This window comes from Roseitalea sp., from assembly GCF_984466335.1.
On the sequence record NZ_CFIFWG010000004.1, the window covers coordinates 22,375 to 43,259 of the forward strand.

The following is a 20,885-nucleotide window of genomic DNA, read 5'->3' on the forward strand; positions in this document are numbered from 1 at the left end:
CGCCCCGCGATGTGTTCCTGTGCGCGCGCTCACGGCTGCCCGGGTTCGAGAAGCCGGTGCAGGTGGACCACGAAATAGCGCGTATGCGCATTGTCGACCGTGAGTTGCGCCTTGGCTTTCCATGCCGCCTCCGCGCTCGCATAGTCGGGATAGATTCCCACAATGTCGAGCGCGTCGAGGTCGCGAAAGCGGATGCCGTCCGGCGACTGGAGTTCGCCACCGAACACAAGGTGCAGCAATTGCTTGTCGTGATTGCCGTCTGACATGAAGCGAATGCCTTCAAGCGCGATTGGATGGATTTGCCCGCTGCCTGACTATCCGAACAAGGGTGCGCCGACAACACCCAGCATGGCGGGGGTCAGGGACGGGTGGCAGGCGACCATCACGCCCTTGAGCGGATCGACGCCGTTCATGACCACCTCGCCGCCGCGCGCATCGGCGAACGCGGCGCCGGCCTCGGTCAAGATCAGCGCGGCGGCCGCGATGTCCCAATCGGCGGCCGAGGGCTTGACGAAGGTCGCGTCCATCGCCCCGCGCGCCACCATCGACAGGCGGTAGGCGAGCGAAGGCACATGGGCGTGCCTGCGCGCACGGATCCGGCCCGCGGCGTTGAGCCTGTCGACCAGCGGGCGCGGGCCGCCGACGCGCGGCTCGGCGGGCGGCGGCTCGACGCGAACCGGCGCGCCGTTGCGCAATGCGCCGCCGCCGCGCGTGGCAATGACCGTTTCGCCGAGCGCGGGACATTCGAGCACGCCGGCGACCGGCCGTCCATTCTCGATCACGCCGATTGAAACGCACCAGACATGGTGGCCCTCGATGAAGGCGCGGGTTCCGTCGAGCGGGTCGACGATGAAGGTGCGCGGGGCGGCGCGGCGGCGCTCCACATCGGTGTCCGGGGTTTCCTCCGACAGCCAGCCATAGGCGGGCCGCGCGGCGAGCAGTGCCTCGCGCAGCATGCCGTCGATGGCCAGATCGACCTTGGTGACCGGGGATTTGCCGTCCTTGAGGCGCACATCCAGATCGGGGTCGCCGAACCGGCGCAGCGCCATCGCCCCGGCCTGGCGCGCAAGGCCGGCGATCAACGCCAGATCCTCGGCGAGCGAGGGCAGATCGACAAGGTCGGCGCGTGGTTGGTCCATGCGCCGTCAGGTTCCGGCCAGCGTCATATTTTCGATCATCAGGGTCGGCGCGGCGATCGAAAAAGTGCGGTCGAGATCGTCGGCCGGCACCATCGCCAGGAACATGTCGGCCAGATTGCCGGCGATGGTCACCTCGGAGACGGGAAAGGCGAGTGCGCCGTCCTTGATCCAATAGCCCGACGCGCCGCGGCTGTACTCGCCGGTCACCAGGTTGACGCCCTGGCCGAACACTTCGGTGACGTAGAACCCCCCGCCCGCATCCCCGATCATCCGTTGGGGCGAAATGGCGCCCGGCTCGATGGACAGGTTGGTGGAGCCGGCATTGACGACCGTGCCGCCGCGCACGCCGCGCCCGTTGGTTGCAAGGCCAAGCTCGCGGCCGATCGCTGTCGAAAGAAACCAGTGCCCCAGAACGCCCCGGTCCACCATGGTCATCGGTTCGGCCGCCACGCCTTCGCCGTCGAACAGGCGCGAGCCGCCGCCGCGCGGACGGTGCGGATCGTCGACGACGGTGATCGCCGCGTTGGCCATCTTCGTTCCCATCGCCTCGCGCAGGAAGGTGGACTTGCGCGTCACCGCCCCGCCATTGATCGCGCCCGCAAGATGGCTGAGGATCGACCTGGACACGCGCGGATCGAACACCGCCGTGATCCGGCCGGTCGGCATCTTGCGCGGATTGAGCCGGCGCACCGTCCGCTCGCCGGCCTTGCGGCCGATATCGGCGGGCGCATCGAGATCGGCGAAATGGGTGCGGCTGGAGAACTCGTGGTCGCGTTCCATGCCGGTGCCCTCGCCGGCGATCGCCGCCACCGACCGGCCAAAGCGCGAGCCGCGATAGGCGCCCGAAAAGCCGTCCGACGTCACGAGTACCAAACCGGCTTCGCCGGCCGAGGCCGACCCGCCACCCGAATTGGTCACGCCGGCAATGTCGAGCGCTGCGGCCTCCGTCGCCAGCGCGTCCTCGGTCAGCGTCCGCGTCGGCACATGCGTGGCATCGTAAAGGTCCAGGGCAGGCGGATCGCGCGCAAGGCGCTCCTTGTCCGGCAGCCCGTTATAGGGGTCGTCCGGCGACACCCGGGCCATGGCGACGGCCCGTTCGGCGAGTTCGCCCCGATCGGCCGCCGCCGCCGCCGACACGCTCGCCACCTTGCGTCCGACGAACACGCGCAGCGACATGTCGTCGCTTTCGGAGGCATCGGTGCCTTCCACCTTGCCGTTGCGCACGCTCACCGCGCGCGATCGCGAGCGCACGCAGACGGCGTCTGCGGCCTCGGCGCCCGCCCGCCTGGCCGCCTCGACCAGGCCGGCCGCGCGGTCGAGCAGGATTTGGCTGTGATCGTCCATGAAGGCTTCTTTCCGGGAAGGGGCGGCACACGGCCGGGATCGTTCGCCGGCACACCGAATTGTTTTCAACGCGTCGCGCTTCATCTATTGCTGAAGGCATCGATCATCAAGGCCGTCCGGCGGCGAGCGGGCGGACCACTGACGGGACCCAGGCATGGCGGGCGCGGAAGTTCCCGGATTTTACAGCGAGGCGATCCTGCTGCTCGGCGGGGCGGTCGTCGCCGCGCCGCTGTTCAAGCGGCTCGGGCTCGGCACGGTCCTTGGCTATCTGGCGGCCGGAACGGTGATCGGTCCGATCCTGGGCCTGTTCCGGGATGCCGAGGCGATCCTGCAGGTCGCCGAACTGGGCGTGGTGATGCTGCTGTTCGTGATCGGGCTCGAACTCAAGCCGCAGCGATTATGGTCGATGCGGCGCGCGATCTTCGGGCTGGGCGCGGCGCAGGTCGGCGTCACGGGCCTGGTGCTCGCCGCGCTCGGCCTGCTGCTCGCCGGCCTGGACATGCCGGCCGCGCTGGTCATCGGCTTCGGCCTCGCCCTGTCCTCGACCGCGTTTGCGTTGCAGATCCTCGAAGAGCGCGGCGAGATGAGCCGCCGCCACGGCCAGAAGTCCTTCGCCATCCTTTTGTTCCAGGACGTGGCGATCGTGCCGCTGCTGGCCGTCCTTCCGCTTCTGGCGCCCGGCGGCACCGATGCGGCCGCAATGAGCGCGAGCGGCTTCGCGCTGGCCATCGGCGCCGTGGCGGTGCTGATCGCCTCGGGCCGCTATCTTCTCAATCCGCTGTTCCGGATCATCGGCAACACCGGCGCGCGCGAGGCGATGATCGCCACCGCGCTGTTCGTCGTCATGGCCTCGGCCATGCTGATGCAGGTGGTCGGCCTGTCGATGGCGATGGGCGCCTTCATCGCCGGCGTCATGCTCGCCGAATCCTCCTACCGGCACGAGCTGGAAGCCGATATCGAGCCGTTTCGCGGCCTGCTGCTGGGCCTGTTCTTCATGGCGATCGGCATGAGCCTCGATCTCGGCGTGCTCGTCGACAACTGGCCCGCCATCGTGATCGCCGTGCCGGTGCTGATGGCCGTCAAGGCGGCCGTCGTCTACGGGCTCGGCCGCGCGTTCGGCTCGCCGCCCGACGTCGCGATGCGCGCCGCGCTGGTCCTGCCTCAGGGCGGCGAGTTCGCCTTCGTGATGTTCTCGTCGGCCGTCGCGCTCGGCATCCTCGACGGCCGGACGTCTTCGATCCTGATCGCCATCGTCACGCTATCGATGGCGCTGACGCCGGTCTCGGTCGCGCTCGCGCCGCTCCTGATCGGCGAGGACAAGCCCGAGGAGATGGAAGAGGACTTCTCCGGCCTCAACATCGGCGCCGACGTGCTGATGATCGGCTTTTCGCGCTTTGGACAGATCGCCTCGCAGATCCTGCTCTCCGGCGGCTCCGACGTGACGATCATCGACCACTCGGCCGACCGCGTGCGATCGGCGCAGAAGTTCGGCTTCAGCATCTTCTTCGGCGACGGCACCCGCAAGGACGTGCTCGAAGCGGCCGGCATCAAGCGGGCCAAGATCGTCGCCGTGACCACCCAGAAGAAGGACGTCACCGACCGGATCGTCGCGCTGGTCCAGCGCGATTTCCCCGAAACGCGCCTTTTCGTGCGCGCCTACGACCGGACGCACACGCTGGAACTGCGCGCCGCCGGCGTCGAGTACGAACTGCGCGAGACGTTCGAATCCGGCCTGGTCTTCGGCGCAAGGACATTGCAGGCGCTGGGGGCCTCCGAGGATCTGGCCACGCAGATCCGCAACGAGGTGCGCAAGCGTGACGAGGAGCGGCTGCGCGTGCAGGCGGTCGACGGCATCTATGCCGGCGGCGACATGCTCCATACCCGGCCGGTGATGCCCGAGCCGCTCACCAAACCGACCCGCCCAGCCAGGATCATCAACACCGCCGGGCGGGCCGGGGGCACAGCGCCGCAGGAAAAGGCCGAAGGCCGATGACCGATCGGCCCTATCTGCCGCGCCGGACGGCCACCGGGTCCATTTCCCAGGCGGCGATGGCCGCTTCGAGCTTGCGCCGGAACTCGTCGCGCACCGTGGCGGTCGCATCGAGGATCTGCCGCGCCTTGAGGAAGTCGAGCACACGGAAGCGCGACACCGGCGGCCGGATGAAGACGTCGGGCGGCTCGACCATCAGCTTGAGTTGGATCATCGACTGGTTCATGAGCTGGGCGACGCCGAACAGGCTCTCCATCGTCGTCGGCGGCCTGGTCGGATCGCCCAGCGGCGCGCCGACGACGTCGACGCCGACCACGATATCGGCCTTGCCGACAAGATGGTCGTAGGGGACCGGATTGAAGATGCCGCCGTCGACATAGTAGCGCCCGCCGCGCTCGACGGGCTTGAAGACCGCCGGGATCGCCGCCGACGCGGCGATGGCCGAGCGCAGATCGCCGGATTCGAAGATGGCCTGGCGATGGCCGTAATAGTCGGTCGCCACGATGCCGAGGGGAATGTCGAGCCCATCGAACGTTGCGGGGATGTCCGGCGGAAGAAACGTCCTGGTGATGCGCTCTATGTTGAACTGGCCGAACCGGAAACCGCCATCGACAAGCTCGCTCAGCCGCGAGGGGCGCGTCTGCCAGAACTTGGCCATCACTTCGGCCCGGTTGCCCGCAAGCTTCAGCGTGTACTCGCGCATGTCGCGGCCGGTCATGCCGGCGGCCATGGCCGCCCCCATGATCGCGCCGATCGAGGCGCCGCAGATCGCGACGGGCCGGATGCCCATCCGTTCGAGCGTCTCGATGATATGGATGTGCGCATAGCCCCGCGCGCCGCCGCCGCCGAAGGCGATGGCGATCGTCGGCCGTGCCCCCCGCCGCGATGGCGAGGAAGCGGGCGGCTGGTCGGTCAGCATCGTCATCGTAGCTCCACGGCGGCAATGAAGAAGAGGGCCGTATCGCCGACCTGGCGCCGTTCGAGAAGGGCAAAGCCTTCGGGCAATGCGGGCACTGCGTTCGCGTGCTCTTCTAGCACGATCAGGGCATCGGGGCGCAACCATGCCCCTTGTCGCAGGGCCTGGAGCGCCGCCTCGCCAAGGGCTTCTCCATAGGGCGGGTCGGCGAAGGCCAGGTCGAACGGGGCCATCGTGCCGACCGGACCCAGCCGCGTCGCATCGCGCCTGAAGACCTTGGCGACGCCCTGAAGGCCGAGATCGTGCATGGTCTTGCGGATCAGGCCGCGTCCCTCGGCGGAGGGCTCGACGAACAGGGCCGTCGCCGCGCCGCGCGAAAGCGCCTCGAAGCCGAGCGCGCCCGTGCCCGCGAACAGGTCGACGACCCGCGTGCCGTCGAGCTTTTCGGGCCAGGCATGCGCAACGATGTTGAACAGCGTCTCGCGCGCGCGGTCCGTCGTCGGCCGGATGCCCCTCGCGTCGGCCCGCGGCGCGGCGATCGCCCGGCCGCGCAGCCGCCCGCCGACGATCCGCAAGGCTCAGCCCCGGCCGGGCTTCTTGGGCCCGCGCGGTTTCCTGCCGGCACCCGGCTTGCCCTTGGGCGGGCCGGCGCGCTTTGCCCCGCCGGGCCGGGCGCCCGGCGCCATCCAGACATTGGAGGCGCGGCTGTCGCGCCTGCGGGCCGGCTTGCCGTCCTCGCCGTCGGCATCGCGCGGCGCTTTGGTCGACCACCGGTCCCGGACCCGCTCGCGCCGGTCGCCCGGCTTTTCGAAACGGCCGGGCTTTGCGCCCGCGTCCGCGTCGTCGCCCGCGCGGCGCGTGCCGGAAACCCAGTCACCGGACTTGCGGGCGGTCACCTTCGGTGCGTCGTCGCCGGCGCGAACCGGCCGGTTGGGAAAGGATTTGAGCACGGGCGCGTCGAAGTCGGCGCCCGATTCGGCGATCAGCCGCGCGCCGAGCTGGTCGCGCAGCGTGCGCCCGCGCACTTCCAGCACCGCGCCCGGCTCCAGCGCGCCGAGCTGGAACGGGCCGTAGGAGACGCGGATCAGCCGGTTGACGTCGAGCCCGAGCGCGCCGAGCACCTTCTTGACCTCGCGGTTCTTGCCCTCGCGCAGGCCGATGTCGATCCACACATTGGCGCCCTGCTCGCGTTCGAGCGCCGCCTCGATCGCGCCATAGAAGACCCCGTCCACCGCCATGCCGTCCTTAAGTTCGTCGAGTCGCCTTTGCGTGATGCGGCCATGGGCGCGCACCCGGTAGCGGCGCAGCCAGCCGGTCTGCGGCAGTTCGAGCACCCGCGCCAGCCCGCCATCATTGCTCAGCAGCAAAAGGCCCTCGGTGGCGATGTCGAGCCGGCCGACGCTGACCACGCGCGGCAGGTCGGCGGGCAGCCGTTCGAAGACGGTCGGCCGGCCTTCCGGATCGCGGTTCGACGTCACCAGGCCGGCGGGCTTGTGGTGCAGCCAAAGGCGCGTGCGTTCGGCCTGCGGGAGCGGTCTTCCGTCGATCTCGATCCGGTCCTCGGCGGTCACGTTGACGGCCGGGGACGAAAGCACCCGCCCGTTCAGCGCCACCCGCCCGGCGGCGATCAGCGCCTCGGCCTCGCGGCGCGAGGCGATACCGGCGCGCGCCAGCCGCTTGGCGATGCGCTCCTGCGGGCGGTCTTGGGCGGCCTCGCCGGTCGCCACCTCTGGGCTTTGCGGTGGCTCGGCCCTTGGGTTGCGCGGCTCGCGATGCGGCTTCTCACGCGCCTTCACCGTGCCGACGGGCGCCTTCTTGTAGCCACGGCTGCCGCGCGGCGCGTCGCCGGGCCTGCCGGTCCGGTCCGGCCCGCCGCCGGGGCGGTCCTTGAAACCGGCGCTGCGCAGGGGCTTGCCGGCATGGCGCCCCTTGCGCACGGTCCTCTTGTCGTCTTCACCCATTTCGTGCTTGCCTTTCGGCCGCCTGCGTATCAGGTCGCGCTTCCGTGCGCGAGGGGGAACTTGCCGATGCCGTCACCGGGCGAGCCGAGCTTCATGGACATCGCCCTTGCCGAGGCGGAAAGCGCGGCGCGGCGCGGCGAGGTGCCCGTCGGCGCGGTGATCGTACGCCAGGGCACGATGATCGCCCGCGCCGGCAACCGGCCGCGCGAGACGCGCGATCCCGGCGCCCATGCCGAAATGCTCGCCATCCGCCTGGCCTGCGCCGCGCTCGGCGTTGAAAGGCTGACGGGCTGCGACCTTTACGTGACGCTCGAACCCTGCACCATGTGTGCCGCCGCCATCTCGTTTGCCCGTATCAGGCGGCTCTATTTCGGCGCAGCGGACGCCAAGGGCGGCGCGGTGGTTTCGGGGGTGCGCTTCTTCGATCAGCCGACCTGCCATCACGCCCCGGAGGTCTATGGCGGGATCGGCGAGGTGGACGCTGCCGCCTTGCTGCGCGGGTTTTTCAGGCGGCGGCGCTGAAGCGGCGGGTGCTTCAGAATGGCAGCCAGCGACGCCAGCCCTGCTCTTCCCCACTGGCGCGCGCGGCGGCGCGCTGCTTGGCGCGCTCGGTCGGTCCCAGGTCGCCATAGGGTGCCGAACCGGCCGGAACGCGGTATTGGTCCGGCGGATCGGTCAGGTAGACGCGCCGGCCCGTGCCGGCCGCGGTCCGGGCCGGCCCCTCGCTCGCGCCGACCGCCGCGGCGGCTTCACCGCCGACGATGAAGCCGGGATCGCGCCTGCCCTCATCGGCCTGGCGGCGCACGCGCGCGCGCAGTTCCTCAGGGCTCTCGGGCCACAGTTCGCCCGAGGCGCTGACGATGTTCTCCTGCGGCGGCGGCAGGGTGGCCGTGTCGGCCGGGGTCACAAGACCCGGCCGCGGCGTGTAGTTGATCGGCGGCGGCGGCGTGCGGTCGCCGAGCGAAATCGCGTTGCCCAGATCGTCGAACAGTTGATCGGAGACGGTGACCCCCGTGCCGTAGGTCGGGCCGAAACAGCCGGCGACGGCAAGGCCGCCGGCGCAGACCAGCGCGAGCGAGACGGTCGGACGGACGAGAGAGATGACCATGGCGAACCTTGACTGGCTGTTCGGCGCTCCCCAGGCGCCGGCCGGGCCGTGCTGAACGGCAAATCCGGCGATTTCGTGGACCGCTCTAGCATAGCTGCCCCATGAGCGTAAATCACCACGGGCAAGCAGAAGCGGTCGCGGCGGCCAAGCGTTCAGATGCGTCCCAGTACCTTGAGTTCGCGCAGCGCGGCGGCGTCGCGGGCCGACACGTCGGGAAAGTCCGGATCGGAGCCGACATCGGTCGTCACGCGCCAGGAACGGGCGCATTTGCGGCCGTCCGCCAATGCCGGAACCACCGCCACGCCCGCGATCTCTTCGAGAACGAACGCGCCTTCGGGCGCGGCGTCGGCCTTGATCGCGATGTTCGAGGTGATCGAGACCTCGGCCATGTCGACACCTTCGATCGCCGAGGCCAGTTCCGGATCGGTGACGTGGACGATGGGCGCGGCCTCAAGCGAAGCGCCGATGCGCTTTTCCTTGCGCTCGATCTCCAGCGCGCCGGTCACCACGCGCCGCACCTTGCGCACCTTGGCCCATTTGGCGGCCAGCGCATCGTCGCGCCACTGGTCGGGGCACTTGCGGAACTGTTCCAGATGCACCGAGGCGGTATCCGGATAGCGGCTCATCCAGGCCTCCTCCATGGTGAAGGGCAGCATCGGCGCGAGCCAGGTCGCAAGGCGGTTGAACAGATGGTGGACCACCTGGAGGGCCGCCTTGCGCCGCATCGACGATGGCGCGTCGCAATAGAGCGCGTCCTTGCGCACGTCGAAATAGAAGGCCGAAAGCTCCAGCACCATGAAGTCGATCAGCGCGCGGGTGATCCGCTTGAAGTCGAAGGTGTCGTAGCCACGGTCGACCAGCCGGTCGAGTTCCCAAAGGCGATGCAGCATCAGCCGCTCGATCTGGGGCATGTCCGCGTACTCGACACTCTCGCCCTCGTCATGGGCGAGCGTGCCCAGCATCCAGCGCAGCGTGTTGCGCATCTTGCGATAGGCATCGATGTTGGTCTGAAGGATCGTCTGGCCGAGCCGCTGGTCCTCCCAATAGTCGGTCGTCATGACCCAGAGGCGCAAGATGTCGGCGCCGGACTTGGCCATGACATCCTGCGGCACGACGACATTGCCGAGCGACTTGGACATCTTCCGGCCTTGCTCGTCCATGGTGAAGCCATGGGTGATGACCGTGTCGTAGGGCGCGCGGCCGCGCGTGCCGCAGCCTTCGAGCAGCGAGGAATGGAACCAGCCGCGATGCTGGTCGGTGCCTTCGAGATAGACGTCGGCGGGCCATTTGAGATCCGAGCGATCCTCCAGCGTGAAGCTGTGGGTGGAGCCGGAATCGAACCAGACATCGAGAATGTCGGTCACCTGATGCCACTGGTCTGGATCATGCTCATTGCTGAGGAACCGCTCTTTGGCATCGTCGGCGAACCAGGCGTCGGCCCCTTCGGCCGCAAAGGCGTCGAGAATGCGGGCGTTGACGGCCTCGTCCTTGAGCACCTCTCCGTTCTCGTCGGCGAAGACGCAGATCGGCACGCCCCAGGCCCTTTGCCGGGAGAGCACCCAGTCGGGCCGGTCGGCGATCATGCCGCGCAGGCGCGTCTGGCCCGAGGCGGGCACGAAGCGTGTTTCGTCGATGGCGGCGAGGGCGCGGCTACGCAGCGTGGTGCCATCGCCGAGACCCTTGTCCATGTGGACGAACCATTGCGGCGTGTTGCGGAAGATGACCGGCTTCTTGGACCGCCAGGAATGCGGATAGGTGTGCTTGAGCCGGCCGCGCGCAAAAAGCATGTCCCTGGCGATCAAGGCTTCGATCACCGCCTTGTTGGCATCGCCCTTCTTGCCCTTGTCGTCGCTGACGCGGGCCGCACCGCCCGCGCGGTCCGGGCCGAAGCCCGGCGCGTCCTTGGTGAAACAGCCGGCATCGTCGACCGTGAAGGGGATCGCCGTATCGATGCCGCGCTTGGCCAGACCGCCGGCGTTGTCCATCCAGGCGTCGAAGTCCTCGCGGCCATGGCCGGGTGCTGTGTGCACGAAGCCCGTGCCGGCATCGTCGGTGACATGGTCGCCGTCCATGAGCGGGACGGAAAAGGCGTAGCCGCCGGCAAACCCACTGAGCGGGTGGGCGCAGGTGATGCCGGCCAACTCGTTGGCTGCGACATCGCGCAGGCGGCGATATTCGAGCCTGGCCTTGGCGAAACTCTCCTCGGCCAGGGCATCGGCCAGGATCAGCTTCTCCCCCGGTCGCGGGCCGAAATCGTTCTCGGCGGCGGTGACTTCGTAGAGGCCGTAGGCGATCCGCGAGGAAAAACTGATCGCGCGGTTGCCGGGAATCGTCCAGGGTGTGGTGGTCCAGATGACGATGAACGCTCCGGCCAGATCGCCGGTCCCCCCGACGACCGGAAACTTCACCCAGACCGTATCGCTCTCATAGTCCTGATATTCCACCTCGGCCTCGGCCAGCGCGGTGCGCTCGACCACCGACCACATGACGGGCTTGGAGCCTCTGTAGAGCTGGCCGGACATGGCGAATTTCAAGAGCTCGCCGGCGATGCGCGCCTCGGCATGGAAGTCCATCGTCGTATAGGGCCGGTCGAAATCGCCCTCGATGCCGAGCCGCTTGAACTCTTCCGTTTGAACCTTGATCCAGTGGGCGGCGAAATCGCGGCATTCCTTGCGGAACTCGTTGACCGGCACCTCGTCCTTGTCGCGACCCTTGGCGCGGTACTGCTCCTCGATCTTCCATTCGATCGGCAGGCCGTGGCAGTCCCAGCCCGGCACATAGTTGGAATCATAGCCGCGCATCTGGAACGAGCGGGTGATCACGTCCTTCAGGATCTTGTTGAGCGCGTGGCCGATATGGATGTTGCCGTTGGCGTAGGGCGGGCCGTCGTGGAGGACGAATTTCGGCCGGCCGGCGGCATCCTCGCGCAGCTTCTTGTAAAGCTCCATCTCCTGCCAGCGGGCGACGAGTTCGGGCTCCTTCCTGGGCAGCCCCGCGCGCATCGGAAACTGGGTCTGCGGCAGATAGAGCGTCCTGGAATAGTCGAGCGCCTCGACATTGTCGTTGGCGCCTGTCGTGCTTTTATCGGTCATCGGTGTCTGCCGTCTTGAACGGGTGCGGCGCGCATGGCGCGGCATCGATGCGGTTCGGATGAGGGCGGGCGGCCCCGCAAGCAAGCGTCCCGGCCCCGCAATGCGTCGTCAGCGGCGGGCCGGGCCTGTAATTCGGATCGTGTTGGGCAGATGGGCCGGCATGGCCGCGCTTCTAGCAGCGCCGCTCCGCGATGGAAAGACGCAAATCAGAAGACCGGCCCGTCCAGCCTGTCATGGATGAGGCGCTTCATGAGGGCGGTCACCGGCCCCGGCGCGATCCGGCCGGCCAGCGCGAAGACCGTCGCGGCCGTGCCCGGCGTGATCGTCGCCCCGCCCCTGCCGGCCGCGGCCAGAATGCGCCGCGCCGCCTCGTCCGGCGTCATGCGCCTTGAGGCATCGGCGCCGGCGGGCGCGTGGCGGGCGGCATGGTCGGTCCGCAAGGGGCCGGGGCAGGCGACCGACACCGACACGCCAAGGGTCCGCGCGAACGGCTTGCGGATCGAGCCGGCATAGACGGCGATCGCGTCCTTCGAGGCGCCGTAGCTCGCAGCGCCCGGATAGCCGGTGAAATGGCTGAGCGACGAAACGAAGACCAGCCGGCCGCCCCGTCCCAGCGCGCCCGCCGCGGCAAGGCGCGCGCACAGCACCATCGGCGCCTCGGCGTTGACCGCGAGCAGCCGGGCATGGGCCTCGGCGGGAATCGCCTCGAACGCACCGGTCGCCGATATGCCGGCATTGAAGACGACCCAGTCGAACGGGCCGGCTTCGGCCAGGGGTTCGGCGAGCGCATCGATGGCCCGCCGGTCCGCAAGGTCGCAAGGCCAGTGGGCATGGCCGGCATCGGCGCCGGGATCGTCGCGGTCGAGGCCGGTAACGGCGTAGCCGGCGGCGGCGAGCCGTTGGGCCATCGCCCGGCCGAGGCCGGCGCTCGCCCCTGTGACAAGGGCCTTTCCGCGTGCGCTCACAGCCGTGCGCTCCACAGGGCGCCGCCGGCCCAGTAGCGGCCGAAGGAGATCGTGACCGGCGAGCGGCGGCCGGCGATCGCCCCTTCCAGCATGGCGGCCATGGCGCCGGCCGGCACGAAGACGGCGCGCAGCGGACCGGGGTCGTGCCCGGCCTTGGCGTGCATCTCGGTGCGCGCCGGACCGGGATGGACCACCTGCACGGCGACGCGGCCCGCCCATTCGGCGCGCAGCGCGCGGGCGAAACCGTCAAGGCCGGCCTTGGACGCCGCATAGGCGGGGAACAGACCCTGGCCGCGATGGGCGACGGACCCCACCAGCGTCAGCGTGCCGTTCGCCTTTTCCAGCCACGGAAAGAGGGCGCGGGCGAGAAGGACCGACGATGCCAGATTGACGTCAAGCGTGTCGCGCACCTGACCGACGGTCTCGATGCCATCTTCGACGGCAAAGCCGGTGCCCGCGTTCAAGATCAGATTGTCGAGTTTTGTCCAGCCCGCCTTGAGCACCGCCTCGGCGATGGCGCGCGTTGCGCCCTCGGGGTCCGTCAACGGCGCGCGGACGTAGCGCGCGCCGTCCGGCAGCACCGGCAACGCATCGCCATCAGTGCGCCGGCCGGCCACCAGCACGGCGTGGCGCGGCGCGAGCCGCCGGACCAGTGCGAGGCCGATGCCGCTCGTGCCGCCGGTGATGACGATCCTGCGGGGCGCGCCGGCCATGTCAGGCTCCGAAGGTCAGCTTGGCGTCGAGCGGCGACAGCGGCGCGATGTCGGCCAGGATGGCGCGCGCCGCCGCCTCGTCGCGCTTCATCTGCGCCGCGAGCGTGTCGAGACCGTCGAACTTCCGCTCGCCGCGCTGGAAGGCGGCAAGGCAGACCGTGCAGGTCTCGCCGTAAAGGTCGCCGCAAAAGTCAAACAGGAACGTCTCCAGCAGCGGCGCGCCGTCTTCGATGACGGTCGGCCGGCGGCCATAGCTGGCAACGCCGTCATGGATCGCGCCGCCCTGCCGGATGAAGCGCACGGCATAGATGCCGTGGGCGAGCGGCGTGTCCTTGGGCAACGCCATGTTGGCGGTGGGATAGCCGAGCGTGCGTCCCAACTGTTCGCCCCGCCCGATCGGCGCATGAACGCGGTAGCGGTATCCCAGCAGCCGGTTCGCCTCATCGAGGCGGCCAGCGGCCAGGTCGTCGCGGATGCGGCTCGACGAGATGATCTGGATATCGGTGTCGCGTTCGGCGTCGACGAGGACGACGTCGAAACCACGGCTCTTGCCCGCCTGCATCAGGAAGGCCGGGCCGCCCTGGCGCCTGGCGCCGAAATGAAAGTCGAACCCGGTCACCACATGGCGCGCGCCCAGGCCGCCCACCAGCACCTCGTCGATGAAGCGGTCGGCGGTGAGCCTGGCGAAGTCGAGCGTGAAGGGCATTTCGACGACGGCGTCGAAACCGAGCGCGTCCAGAATCTGCGCCCGCATCGGCGCCGGCGTGATCCGGGCCGGCGCGGCGCCCGGCATGAAGACGGCACGCGGGTGCGGCTCGAAGGTCAAGGCGATCGGCGGCGCGCCGTCGCGACTTGCCTGCGCGCGCGCGGCGTCCAGCACCGCCTGATGACCCCGATGCACGCCATCGAAATTGCCGATGGCGACGGAGCCTCCCCGCATCGCGGCGGGCAGGCGCGCCAATGACGACAGCCGGGCGATCATCGGGCCGTTTCGATGGCGCGGGCACGCGCGCGATTGATGAAGAAAGGCGAGAACATGTGTGCAAGACCTGAACCGGAGCCGGGAAAGTGCACACTTTGCCCGGTGTTTCAAGCCTGCCGGCGGCGGCTGCGGCGCCCGTTCGGCCGCGCCTGCGACACCGCGCTTCGCCTGAACGATTGATCGCCGGAACCCGATGCGCCACCATGACGCCAGGAGGCCGGTCATGACGAACGCGTTCATCACCCATGTCGAACGGAGCCTTGCGGCCATGGAGGCCGACGGCCTGCTCAAGCGCGAGCGCGAGATCACCTCGCCGCAGTCCGGCCGCATCGCGGTGGGCGACAGGACGGTCGTCAATCTGTGCGCCAACAACTATCTGGGGCTGGCCGACCATCCGGCCCTGATCCAAGCCGCCAAGGACGCGATGGACGCACACGGCTACGGCATGGCGAGCGTGCGCTTCATCTGCGGCACGCAGGATCTGCACCGGGCGCTCGAACGGCGCCTGGCGGCTTTTCTGGGCAAGGACGACGCCATCCTGTTCGCCGCCTGTTTCGACGCCAATGGCGGGCTGTTCGAGCCCTTGCTCGGGCCGGAGGACGCGATCGTCTCGGACGCGCTGAACCACGCCTCGATCATCGACGGCATCCGCCTGTGCAAGGCCAGGCGCTACCGCTACGCCAATTCGGACATGGACGATCTGGAGGCGCAGTTGAAGGCGGCGCGGGCCGACGGCGCGCGCTTCGTGATGATCGCCACCGACGGTGTCTTCTCCATGGACGGCTATCTGGCGAAACTGCCGGAGATCGCCGCGCTCGCCGAACGCCACGAGGCGCTGGTGATGGTGGACGATTGCCACGCAACCGGCTTCATGGGCCCCGGGGGGCGGGGCACGCACGCCCATTTCGGCCTCGCCGACGAGATCGACATCCTGACCGGCACGCTCGGCAAGGCGCTGGGCGGGGCGATCGGCGGCTATATCGCCGGCCCTCGGGCGGTCATCGATCTTCTGCGCCAGCGCGCCCGGCCCTATCTCTTCTCCAACTCGCTGCCCCCGGCGGTGGTCGCCGCCGGCATCACGGCCATCGATCTCGTCGAAAAGGCCGACGGTCTGCGCGCGACCCTGTTCGCCAACACCGACCATTGGCGGGCCGGGCTCGAAGCGCTGGGGTTCGCCCTTCTGCCCGGCGAACACCCGATCGTGCCGGTCATGCTGGGCGAGGCGCGATTGGCGCAGGCGATGGCGGCCGCGCTGTTCGACGAGGGCGTCTATGTTTCCGGCTTCTTCTTCCCAGTCGTGCCGAAGGGGCGGGCGCGCATCCGCACGCAGATGAACGCCGCCTTGAGCCGCGACGATCTGGACGCCGCGCTCGGCGCCTTCGAGCGCGCCGGCAAAACGACCGGAGTGCTGGGATGACCGAACAACGGGCGAACACGATGCGGGCGCTGGTCAAGGCCCATGCAGGGCCGGGCCTTGAAAGCCAGCGCCTGCCCGTGCCCGAGATCGGGCCGGACGACGTTCTGATCCGCGTGCACAAGACCGGCATCTGCGGCACCGACATCCATATCTGGAACTGGGACGCGTGGGCCGAAAAGACCGTGCCCGTGCCGCTCGTCACCGGCCATGAATTCGCCGGCGAGATCGTCGAGACCGGAAAGAACGTCGATGACCTCGCCATCGGCCAGCGCGTCTCCGGCGAGGGCCATCTTGTCGGCAAGCACAGCCGGCAAAGCCGGGCCGGGCGCTTCCATCTCGATCCCCAAACGCGGGGCATCGGCGTCAACGAGCAGGGCGCGTTCGCCGACTATCTGCGCCTGCCCGCGTTCAACGTCGTGCCGCTGCCCGACGCGGTCCCCGACGAGATCGGCGCGATCCTCGACCCGCTGGGAAACGCGGTGCACACCGCGCTGTCGTTCGACCTGGTCGGCGAGGACGTGCTGATCACCGGCGCGGGGCCGATCGGCATCATGGCCGGGGCGGTGGCCCGGCACATCGGCGCGCGGCATGTGGTGATCACCGACATCAACGCCGACCGGCTGGCGCTGGCCGGACGCGTCGCCGACATCGTGCCCGTCAACGTCGCCGAAAACGATCTGGGGGCGGTGATCGACGCGCTCGGCATGAAGGAGGGCTTCGATGTCGGCCTGGAGATGAGCGGCTCGCAGGCCGCGCTCGACCAGATGGTCGAAACGCTGGTCATGGGCGGGCGCATCGCCATGCTCGGCATTCCGCCCGGCAAGACGCCGGTCGACTGGTCGCGCATCGTCTTCAAGGCGATCACCATCAAGGGTGTCTATGGCCGCGAGATCTTCGAGACCTGGTACAAGATGATCGCCATGCTGGAGAACGGGCTCAACGTCTCGGACGTCATAACGCATCGATTTTCGGCCGACGATTATGAACAGGGGTTCGCCGTCATGCGCTCGGGCAGGAGCGGCAAGGTGGTGCTCGACTGGGGGTGATCGGCCCGGCCGTGCTATCAGGACGCCATGGCGGCGCGAATCAGCGAAACCGAGCTTTACGCACCGATCAAGCATCTGCTTGAGGGCCAGGGCTACGCGGTCAAGGGCGAGGTGGGCGCCGCCGATATGGTGGCGATGCGTGACGGCGAGGACCCGGTGATCGTCGAACTGAAGACCGGTTTCGCGCTGGCGCTGTTCCACCAGGCGATCGACCGCCAGGCGGTCACCGATCATGTCTATGTCGCCGTGCCGCGCGGCGGCGGCCGGGCGTTCCTCAAGGCGCTCGGGCGGAACCGCAAGCTCTGCCGGCGATTGGGGCTGGGCCTGATCACGGTACGGCTCGCCGACGGGCTGGCGGAAGTGCACGAGGACCCCGCGCCCTATCGGCCGCGGCCGTCCGGAGCGAAGAAGGCGCGGCTCCTGAGGGAGTTCGCCCGGCGTGTCGGCGATCCGAACCGGGGCGGCATGACGCGGCGCGCCGTCATGACCGCCTATCGGCAGGACGCGCTGCGCTGCGCGGCCTGCCTCGGCGCCGGCGGGCCGACCAAGGCGGCCAATGTGGCCGCGCAAACCGGCGTGAGGCGGGCCCGCGCGATCATGTATGCCGACCATTATGGCTGGTTCGAGCGGGTCGGCGCCGGGGTTTACGCGCTGACGCCGAAAGGCGAAACCGCGCTGGCCGACCATGCCGAGGCGATCGCGCAACTCCAGGCGGATCGAGCGGCCGGCGCCGCATGAAAAAGGCGGGGATCGCTCCCCGCCTTTCAATCGAACAATGGCAAGCCAGTCGACTTGCATCATGCCCATGCCGCCATTCGGGCCCGCTTGACGGGCCCGAACATCCAAAATGATGGGCGGCTTTATGGGATGATTACATCATGCCCATGCCGCCCATGTCGGGCATGCCGCCGCCCGCGGGCATTGCCGGTGCGTCCTTCTTGGGCGCGTCGGCGATCATGGCCTCGGTGGTGATCAGGAGGCCGGCCACCGAGCCCGCGTCTTCAAGCGCGGTGCGCACGACCTTGACCGGGTCGACGATGCCCATGGCAACCATGTCGCCATACTCATGCGTCTGGGCATTGAAGCCGTAGGCGTCGCTGTCCGCCTCCAGGATCTTGCCGGCGACGATCGAAGCCTCCTCGCCCGCGTTCGCGGCGATCTGGCGCGCCGGGGACTGCAGGGCACGACGAACGATGTTGATGCCCGCTTCCTGATCGGCGTTCTCGCCCTTGGCCGCGATCTGCTTGGACGCGCGCAGCAGCGCGGTGCCGCCGCCCGGAACGATGCCTTCCTCGACCGCCGCGCGGGTCGCGTTCAGCGCATCGTCGACGCGGTCCTTGCGCTCCTTCACCTCGACCTCGGTCGAGCCGCCCACGCGAATGACGGCAACGCCGCCGGCGAGCTTGGCCAGACGCTCCTGCAGCTTTTCACGGTCATAGTCCGAGGTGGTTTCCTCGATCTGCTGCTTGATCTGGGCGACGCGGCCTTCGATGTCGGACTTCTGGCCGGCGCCGTCGACGATCGTCGTCTCTTCTTTCGAGATGTTGACCTTCTTGGCGGTGCCGAGCATGTCGAGCGACACGTTTTCGAGCTTGATGCCGAGATCCTCGGAGATCACCTGGCCGCCGGTCAGGATGGCGATGTCTTCCAGCATGGCCTTGCGGCGGTCGCCGAAGCCGGGCGCCTTGACCGCGGCGATCTTCAAGCCGCCGCGCAGCTTGTTGACGACGAGCGTCGCCAGAGCCTCGCCTTCGACGTCTTCGGCGATGATCAGCAGCGGACGCGAGGACTGCACGACCGATTCCAGGATCGGCAGCATGGCCTGAAGGTTCGACAGCTTCTTCTCGTGGATCAGGATGTAGGGATCTTCGAGATCGGCGACCATCTTTTCAGGATTGGTGACGAAATAGGGCGACAGGTAGCCGCGGTCGAACTGCATGCCTTCGACGACTTCCAGTTCGGTCTCGGCGGTCTTGGCTTCCTCGACGGTGATCACGCCTTCATTGCCGACCTTCTGCATGGCGTCGGAGATCATCGTGCCGATTTCCTTTTCGCCATTGGCCGAGATCGTGCCGACCTGGGCCACCTCATCGGACGTGGCGATCTGGGTGGCGCTGGCGAGCAGCTTCTCGACGACTTCGCCGACGGCCAGATCGATGCCGCGCTTGAGATCCATCGGGTTCATGCCGGCGGCGACCGACTTGTGGCCTTCCTGGACGATCGACTGGGCCAGAACGGTCGCGGTGGTGGTGCCGTCGCCGGCGATGTCGTTGGTCTTGGAGGCGACCTCGCGCACCATCTGCGCGCCCATGTTCTCGAACTTGTCCTCAAGCTCGACTTCCTTGGCCACGGTCACGCCGTCCTTGGTGATGCGCGGCGCGCCGAACGACTTGTCGAGCACGACGTTGCGGCCCTTCGGGCCGAGGGTGACCTTGACGGCATCGGCGAGGACGTTGACGCCATCGAGCATGCGCTCGCGGGCCGTGCGGCCGAATTTGACTTCCTTAGCGGACATTGTTGCTTACTCCCGGGCATTGCGCCCAATTCCAGATTGCGTTGAGGAAGGGACCGGCTCGGCTCAGCTGAGCACGCCCATAATGTCGCTTTCCTTCATGATCAGCAGGTCTTCGCCGTTCAGCTTGACCTCGGTGCCGGACCATTTGCCGAACAGGACACGGTCGCCGGCCTTGACGTCCATCGGGATCAGTCCGCCGTCATCGTCGCGACCGCCCGGACCCACGGCGACGACTTCGCCTTCCTGCGGTTTTTCCTTGGCGGTGTCGGGGATGATGATGCCGCCAGCGGTCTTCTCCTCCGATTCGACGCGGCGAACGACCACGCGGTCGTGCAGCGGACGAAAGTTCATCTCTGCCATTTTCGTTACCCTTGATTGCATGAACTTGGGTTTCGGCCTTACGGCCGGAGCGCTCCACGCGCGCTGGCACTCATTGAGGTCGAGTGCTAGCATGGCGGACATAATGACAGCGGGATTCCGAGTCAAGAGCGCCGGGCCCGAAACGGGCGCCGCGCGGCGCCCGTCATCGTCATGGGTCCGTTTCGGGATCAGCCCTCGGGCGGCGTATAATGCGTCAGGCGAAGCTTGCCGATATCGTCGCCGATCTTCTGGAAGGCGGCTTTCAGCTCGACATCGTTTGAGGCCGCTATGGCGGTTGCGTCCGTTGTGGCGCAATGGTTCATCACGGCCGTGGCGTTGCGGCTCGGCGTGCCGAAATAGACGAAGTAGATCTTCACGCCGCGCGCCTTGATCGCGCTGCAGAACCGCTTGGAGGAGTCGTCGAGGACCTGGTTGGCCAGCGCCGCGCCCGGTCTGGCGCTCCAGCCCGCCCGCATCGGATCGTCCTTCCAGTAGCCGAAGCTGGACATGGACATGGCGTATTCGTCGGGCAGCGTGGCCGAATTGTCGCCATCGGTCATGAAGACGAGGATCTTCTCCGCCTCGCCGAAACCGGCAGCCCCGGTCAGCGGCTCCCAGGGCGTCAGCGTGTTCATCGCCCAGGACAGACCGATCGAAAGATCGGTGCCGCCATTGGCGTTCATGGACGCGATGGCGGCGTCGATATGGGTGGCGTTGTCGGTCAGGCCCCGCACCTTGGCGACATTGCACTTGCCGTTCGGCCCGACCGCATAGCCCCACGGATGGGTACGCTTCTTGGTGCTCCGCTTGACGGCGTATTTGGCCGTGTTGAAGGTGCGGGCGCGCACGATGTCCTCAAGGCTGAAATCGGGATGGCGGCGCGAATAGACGAAATGATCCTCGTCATGGGCGTTGCCGCCAGTGAAGTCGCTGTCACCGCCCAGATCGTAGACATAGTCATTGCGGTATCTCGACATCCAGCCGTCATGGCCGGCATTGGTGTCGTACTCGTCGGGCGCCATGTGCGGCACGTACAATGAGTCGCCGTCATGCGTGTTGGGCGCATTGAAGCTGAACCGATAGTCGCCGGCCCGGTGCTCGAAACAACCTTTCCAGGTGACATTGGTGAAATTGTCGTAGACGTCGCGCCGGGTCACGATCCCTATATTGCCCAGATTTCTCAGTGCGGTCAGGTCGACGCCGTTGCCGTCGGCCTCAAGCGGGAGCACGTCGGTCAGCCGGTTGGGCGTGTAGAAGACGTGCTCGTCATCGGTCGCGCTGTCCCAGTGCGAGGCACGTCGCGGCATGGGGAAATACATGTCGCCCGCCGCGCCGCC

The 20,885-nt window shown here is 68.3% G+C and carries 19 protein-coding genes; 5 read left to right on the forward strand and 14 right to left on the reverse strand.

The features are described 5' to 3' along the window. Window positions 1-29 precede the first annotated feature (29 nt). From AC5E6L_RS00955 to AC5E6L_RS00965, 3 genes are read right to left on the reverse strand one after another with little or no spacing between them, the layout of a single operon-like run. Window positions 30-266 carry a DUF4170 domain-containing protein gene (locus AC5E6L_RS00955; RefSeq protein ID WP_491230509.1) on the reverse strand — a complete coding sequence of 79 codons (237 nt, stop codon included), beginning with the start codon at window positions 264-266 and terminating at the stop codon, window positions 30-32. A gap of 48 nt (window positions 267-314) precedes the next feature. After that, window positions 315-1,139 (reverse strand): inositol monophosphatase family protein, encoded by an 825-nt coding sequence (locus AC5E6L_RS00960; protein ID WP_491230510.1) that lies wholly within the window; start codon window positions 1,137-1,139, stop codon window positions 315-317. 6 nt (window positions 1,140-1,145) lie between these two features. Further along, window positions 1,146-2,483 carry a TldD/PmbA family protein gene (locus AC5E6L_RS00965; RefSeq protein WP_491770630.1) on the reverse strand — a complete coding sequence of 446 codons (1,338 nt, stop codon included), beginning with the start codon at window positions 2,481-2,483 and terminating at the stop codon, window positions 1,146-1,148. A 154-nt stretch (window positions 2,484-2,637) separates the two neighbouring features. On the opposite strand from AC5E6L_RS00965, the gene AC5E6L_RS00970 reads away from it, so the two are divergent. Further along, window positions 2,638-4,476: a monovalent cation:proton antiporter-2 (CPA2) family protein gene (locus AC5E6L_RS00970; protein ID WP_491770632.1), complete on the forward strand. Its 1,839-nt coding sequence runs from the start codon at window positions 2,638-2,640 to the stop codon at window positions 4,474-4,476. A 10-nt stretch (window positions 4,477-4,486) separates the two neighbouring features. Here AC5E6L_RS00970 and AC5E6L_RS00975 read toward each other — a convergent pair whose 3' ends face one another. Genes AC5E6L_RS00975 through AC5E6L_RS00985 form a run of 3 tightly spaced genes read right to left on the reverse strand, consistent with a single transcriptional unit; the run spans window position 4,487 to window position 7,350 of the window. Beyond that, window positions 4,487-5,398, reverse strand: a complete 912-nt coding sequence (locus tag AC5E6L_RS00975; protein WP_491770634.1) for a patatin-like phospholipase family protein — start codon at window positions 5,396-5,398, stop codon at window positions 4,487-4,489. Continuing rightward, a complete protein-coding gene (gene rsmD / locus AC5E6L_RS00980) occupies window positions 5,395-5,964 on the reverse strand; it encodes a 16S rRNA (guanine(966)-N(2))-methyltransferase RsmD (RefSeq protein ID WP_491770636.1) in 570 nt (189 codons plus the stop codon). The genes AC5E6L_RS00975 and rsmD overlap by 4 nt, the downstream gene beginning before the upstream one ends. A gap of 3 nt (window positions 5,965-5,967) precedes the next feature. Next, the gene (locus AC5E6L_RS00985) at window positions 5,968-7,350 is read right to left on the reverse strand and encodes a pseudouridine synthase (RefSeq protein ID WP_491770638.1); all 1,383 of its coding nucleotides are present in this window, start codon (window positions 7,348-7,350) and stop codon (window positions 5,968-5,970) included. A 66-nt stretch (window positions 7,351-7,416) separates the two neighbouring features. Here AC5E6L_RS00985 and AC5E6L_RS00990 point away from each other — a divergent pair, with 66 nt between their 5' ends. Next, complete coding sequence (locus AC5E6L_RS00990) at window positions 7,417-7,872, forward strand: nucleoside deaminase (protein ID WP_491770640.1); 456 nt, start codon at window positions 7,417-7,419, stop codon at window positions 7,870-7,872. A 13-nt stretch (window positions 7,873-7,885) separates the two neighbouring features. Here AC5E6L_RS00990 and AC5E6L_RS00995 read toward each other — a convergent pair whose 3' ends face one another. From AC5E6L_RS00995 to AC5E6L_RS01015, 5 genes are all read right to left on the reverse strand, one after another. Beyond that, on the reverse strand, window positions 7,886-8,458 hold the full coding sequence (locus AC5E6L_RS00995; RefSeq protein ID WP_491230879.1) for a hypothetical protein: 573 nt from the start codon (window positions 8,456-8,458) through the stop codon (window positions 7,886-7,888). Window positions 8,459-8,610: 152 nt separating this feature from the next. Further along, the gene (gene ileS, locus AC5E6L_RS01000) at window positions 8,611-11,550 is read right to left on the reverse strand and encodes an isoleucine--tRNA ligase (RefSeq protein ID WP_491770642.1); all 2,940 of its coding nucleotides are present in this window, start codon (window positions 11,548-11,550) and stop codon (window positions 8,611-8,613) included. A 206-nt stretch (window positions 11,551-11,756) separates the two neighbouring features. Further along, window positions 11,757-12,515, reverse strand: a complete 759-nt coding sequence (locus AC5E6L_RS01005) for an SDR family NAD(P)-dependent oxidoreductase (protein ID WP_491770644.1) — start codon at window positions 12,513-12,515, stop codon at window positions 11,757-11,759. Then, entirely contained in the window at window positions 12,512-13,228 is a 717-nt protein-coding gene (locus AC5E6L_RS01010) for an SDR family NAD(P)-dependent oxidoreductase (protein WP_491770646.1), read from the reverse strand. Before AC5E6L_RS01010 ends, AC5E6L_RS01005 begins: the two co-directional genes overlap by 4 nt. A 1-nt stretch (window position 13,229) precedes the next feature. Next, on the reverse strand, window positions 13,230-14,210 hold the full coding sequence (locus AC5E6L_RS01015; RefSeq protein ID WP_491230280.1) for a bifunctional riboflavin kinase/FAD synthetase: 981 nt from the start codon (window positions 14,208-14,210) through the stop codon (window positions 13,230-13,232). Window positions 14,211-14,433: 223 nt separating this feature from the next. Between AC5E6L_RS01015 and AC5E6L_RS01020 the strand changes: the two genes are divergently transcribed. From AC5E6L_RS01020 to AC5E6L_RS01030, 3 genes are read left to right on the forward strand one after another with little or no spacing between them, the layout of a single operon-like run. After that, complete coding sequence (locus AC5E6L_RS01020; RefSeq protein WP_491770649.1) at window positions 14,434-15,627, forward strand: glycine C-acetyltransferase; 1,194 nt, start codon at window positions 14,434-14,436, stop codon at window positions 15,625-15,627. Beyond that, window positions 15,624-16,673: an L-threonine 3-dehydrogenase gene (gene tdh / locus AC5E6L_RS01025; protein ID WP_491770651.1), complete on the forward strand. Its 1,050-nt coding sequence runs from the start codon at window positions 15,624-15,626 to the stop codon at window positions 16,671-16,673. The genes AC5E6L_RS01020 and tdh overlap by 4 nt, the downstream gene beginning before the upstream one ends. Window positions 16,674-16,700: 27 nt before the next feature. Next, window positions 16,701-17,411, forward strand: coding sequence for a DUF2161 domain-containing phosphodiesterase (locus AC5E6L_RS01030; RefSeq protein WP_491770653.1), 711 nt, complete (start codon window positions 16,701-16,703; stop codon window positions 17,409-17,411). Between the two features lie 133 nt (window positions 17,412-17,544). On the opposite strand, the gene groL is transcribed toward AC5E6L_RS01030, so the two are convergent. From groL to AC5E6L_RS01045, 3 genes are all read right to left on the reverse strand, one after another. Continuing rightward, entirely contained in the window at window positions 17,545-19,188 is a 1,644-nt protein-coding gene (gene groL, locus AC5E6L_RS01035; RefSeq protein ID WP_491770655.1) for a chaperonin GroEL, read from the reverse strand. Between the two features lie 63 nt (window positions 19,189-19,251). Continuing rightward, complete coding sequence (gene groES / locus AC5E6L_RS01040; protein WP_491770657.1) at window positions 19,252-19,548, reverse strand: co-chaperone GroES; 297 nt, start codon at window positions 19,546-19,548, stop codon at window positions 19,252-19,254. 188 nt (window positions 19,549-19,736) lie between these two features. Continuing rightward, on the reverse strand, window positions 19,737-20,885 hold a 1,149-nt coding region (locus tag AC5E6L_RS01045), incomplete at its 5' end, for a hypothetical protein (RefSeq protein WP_491770659.1).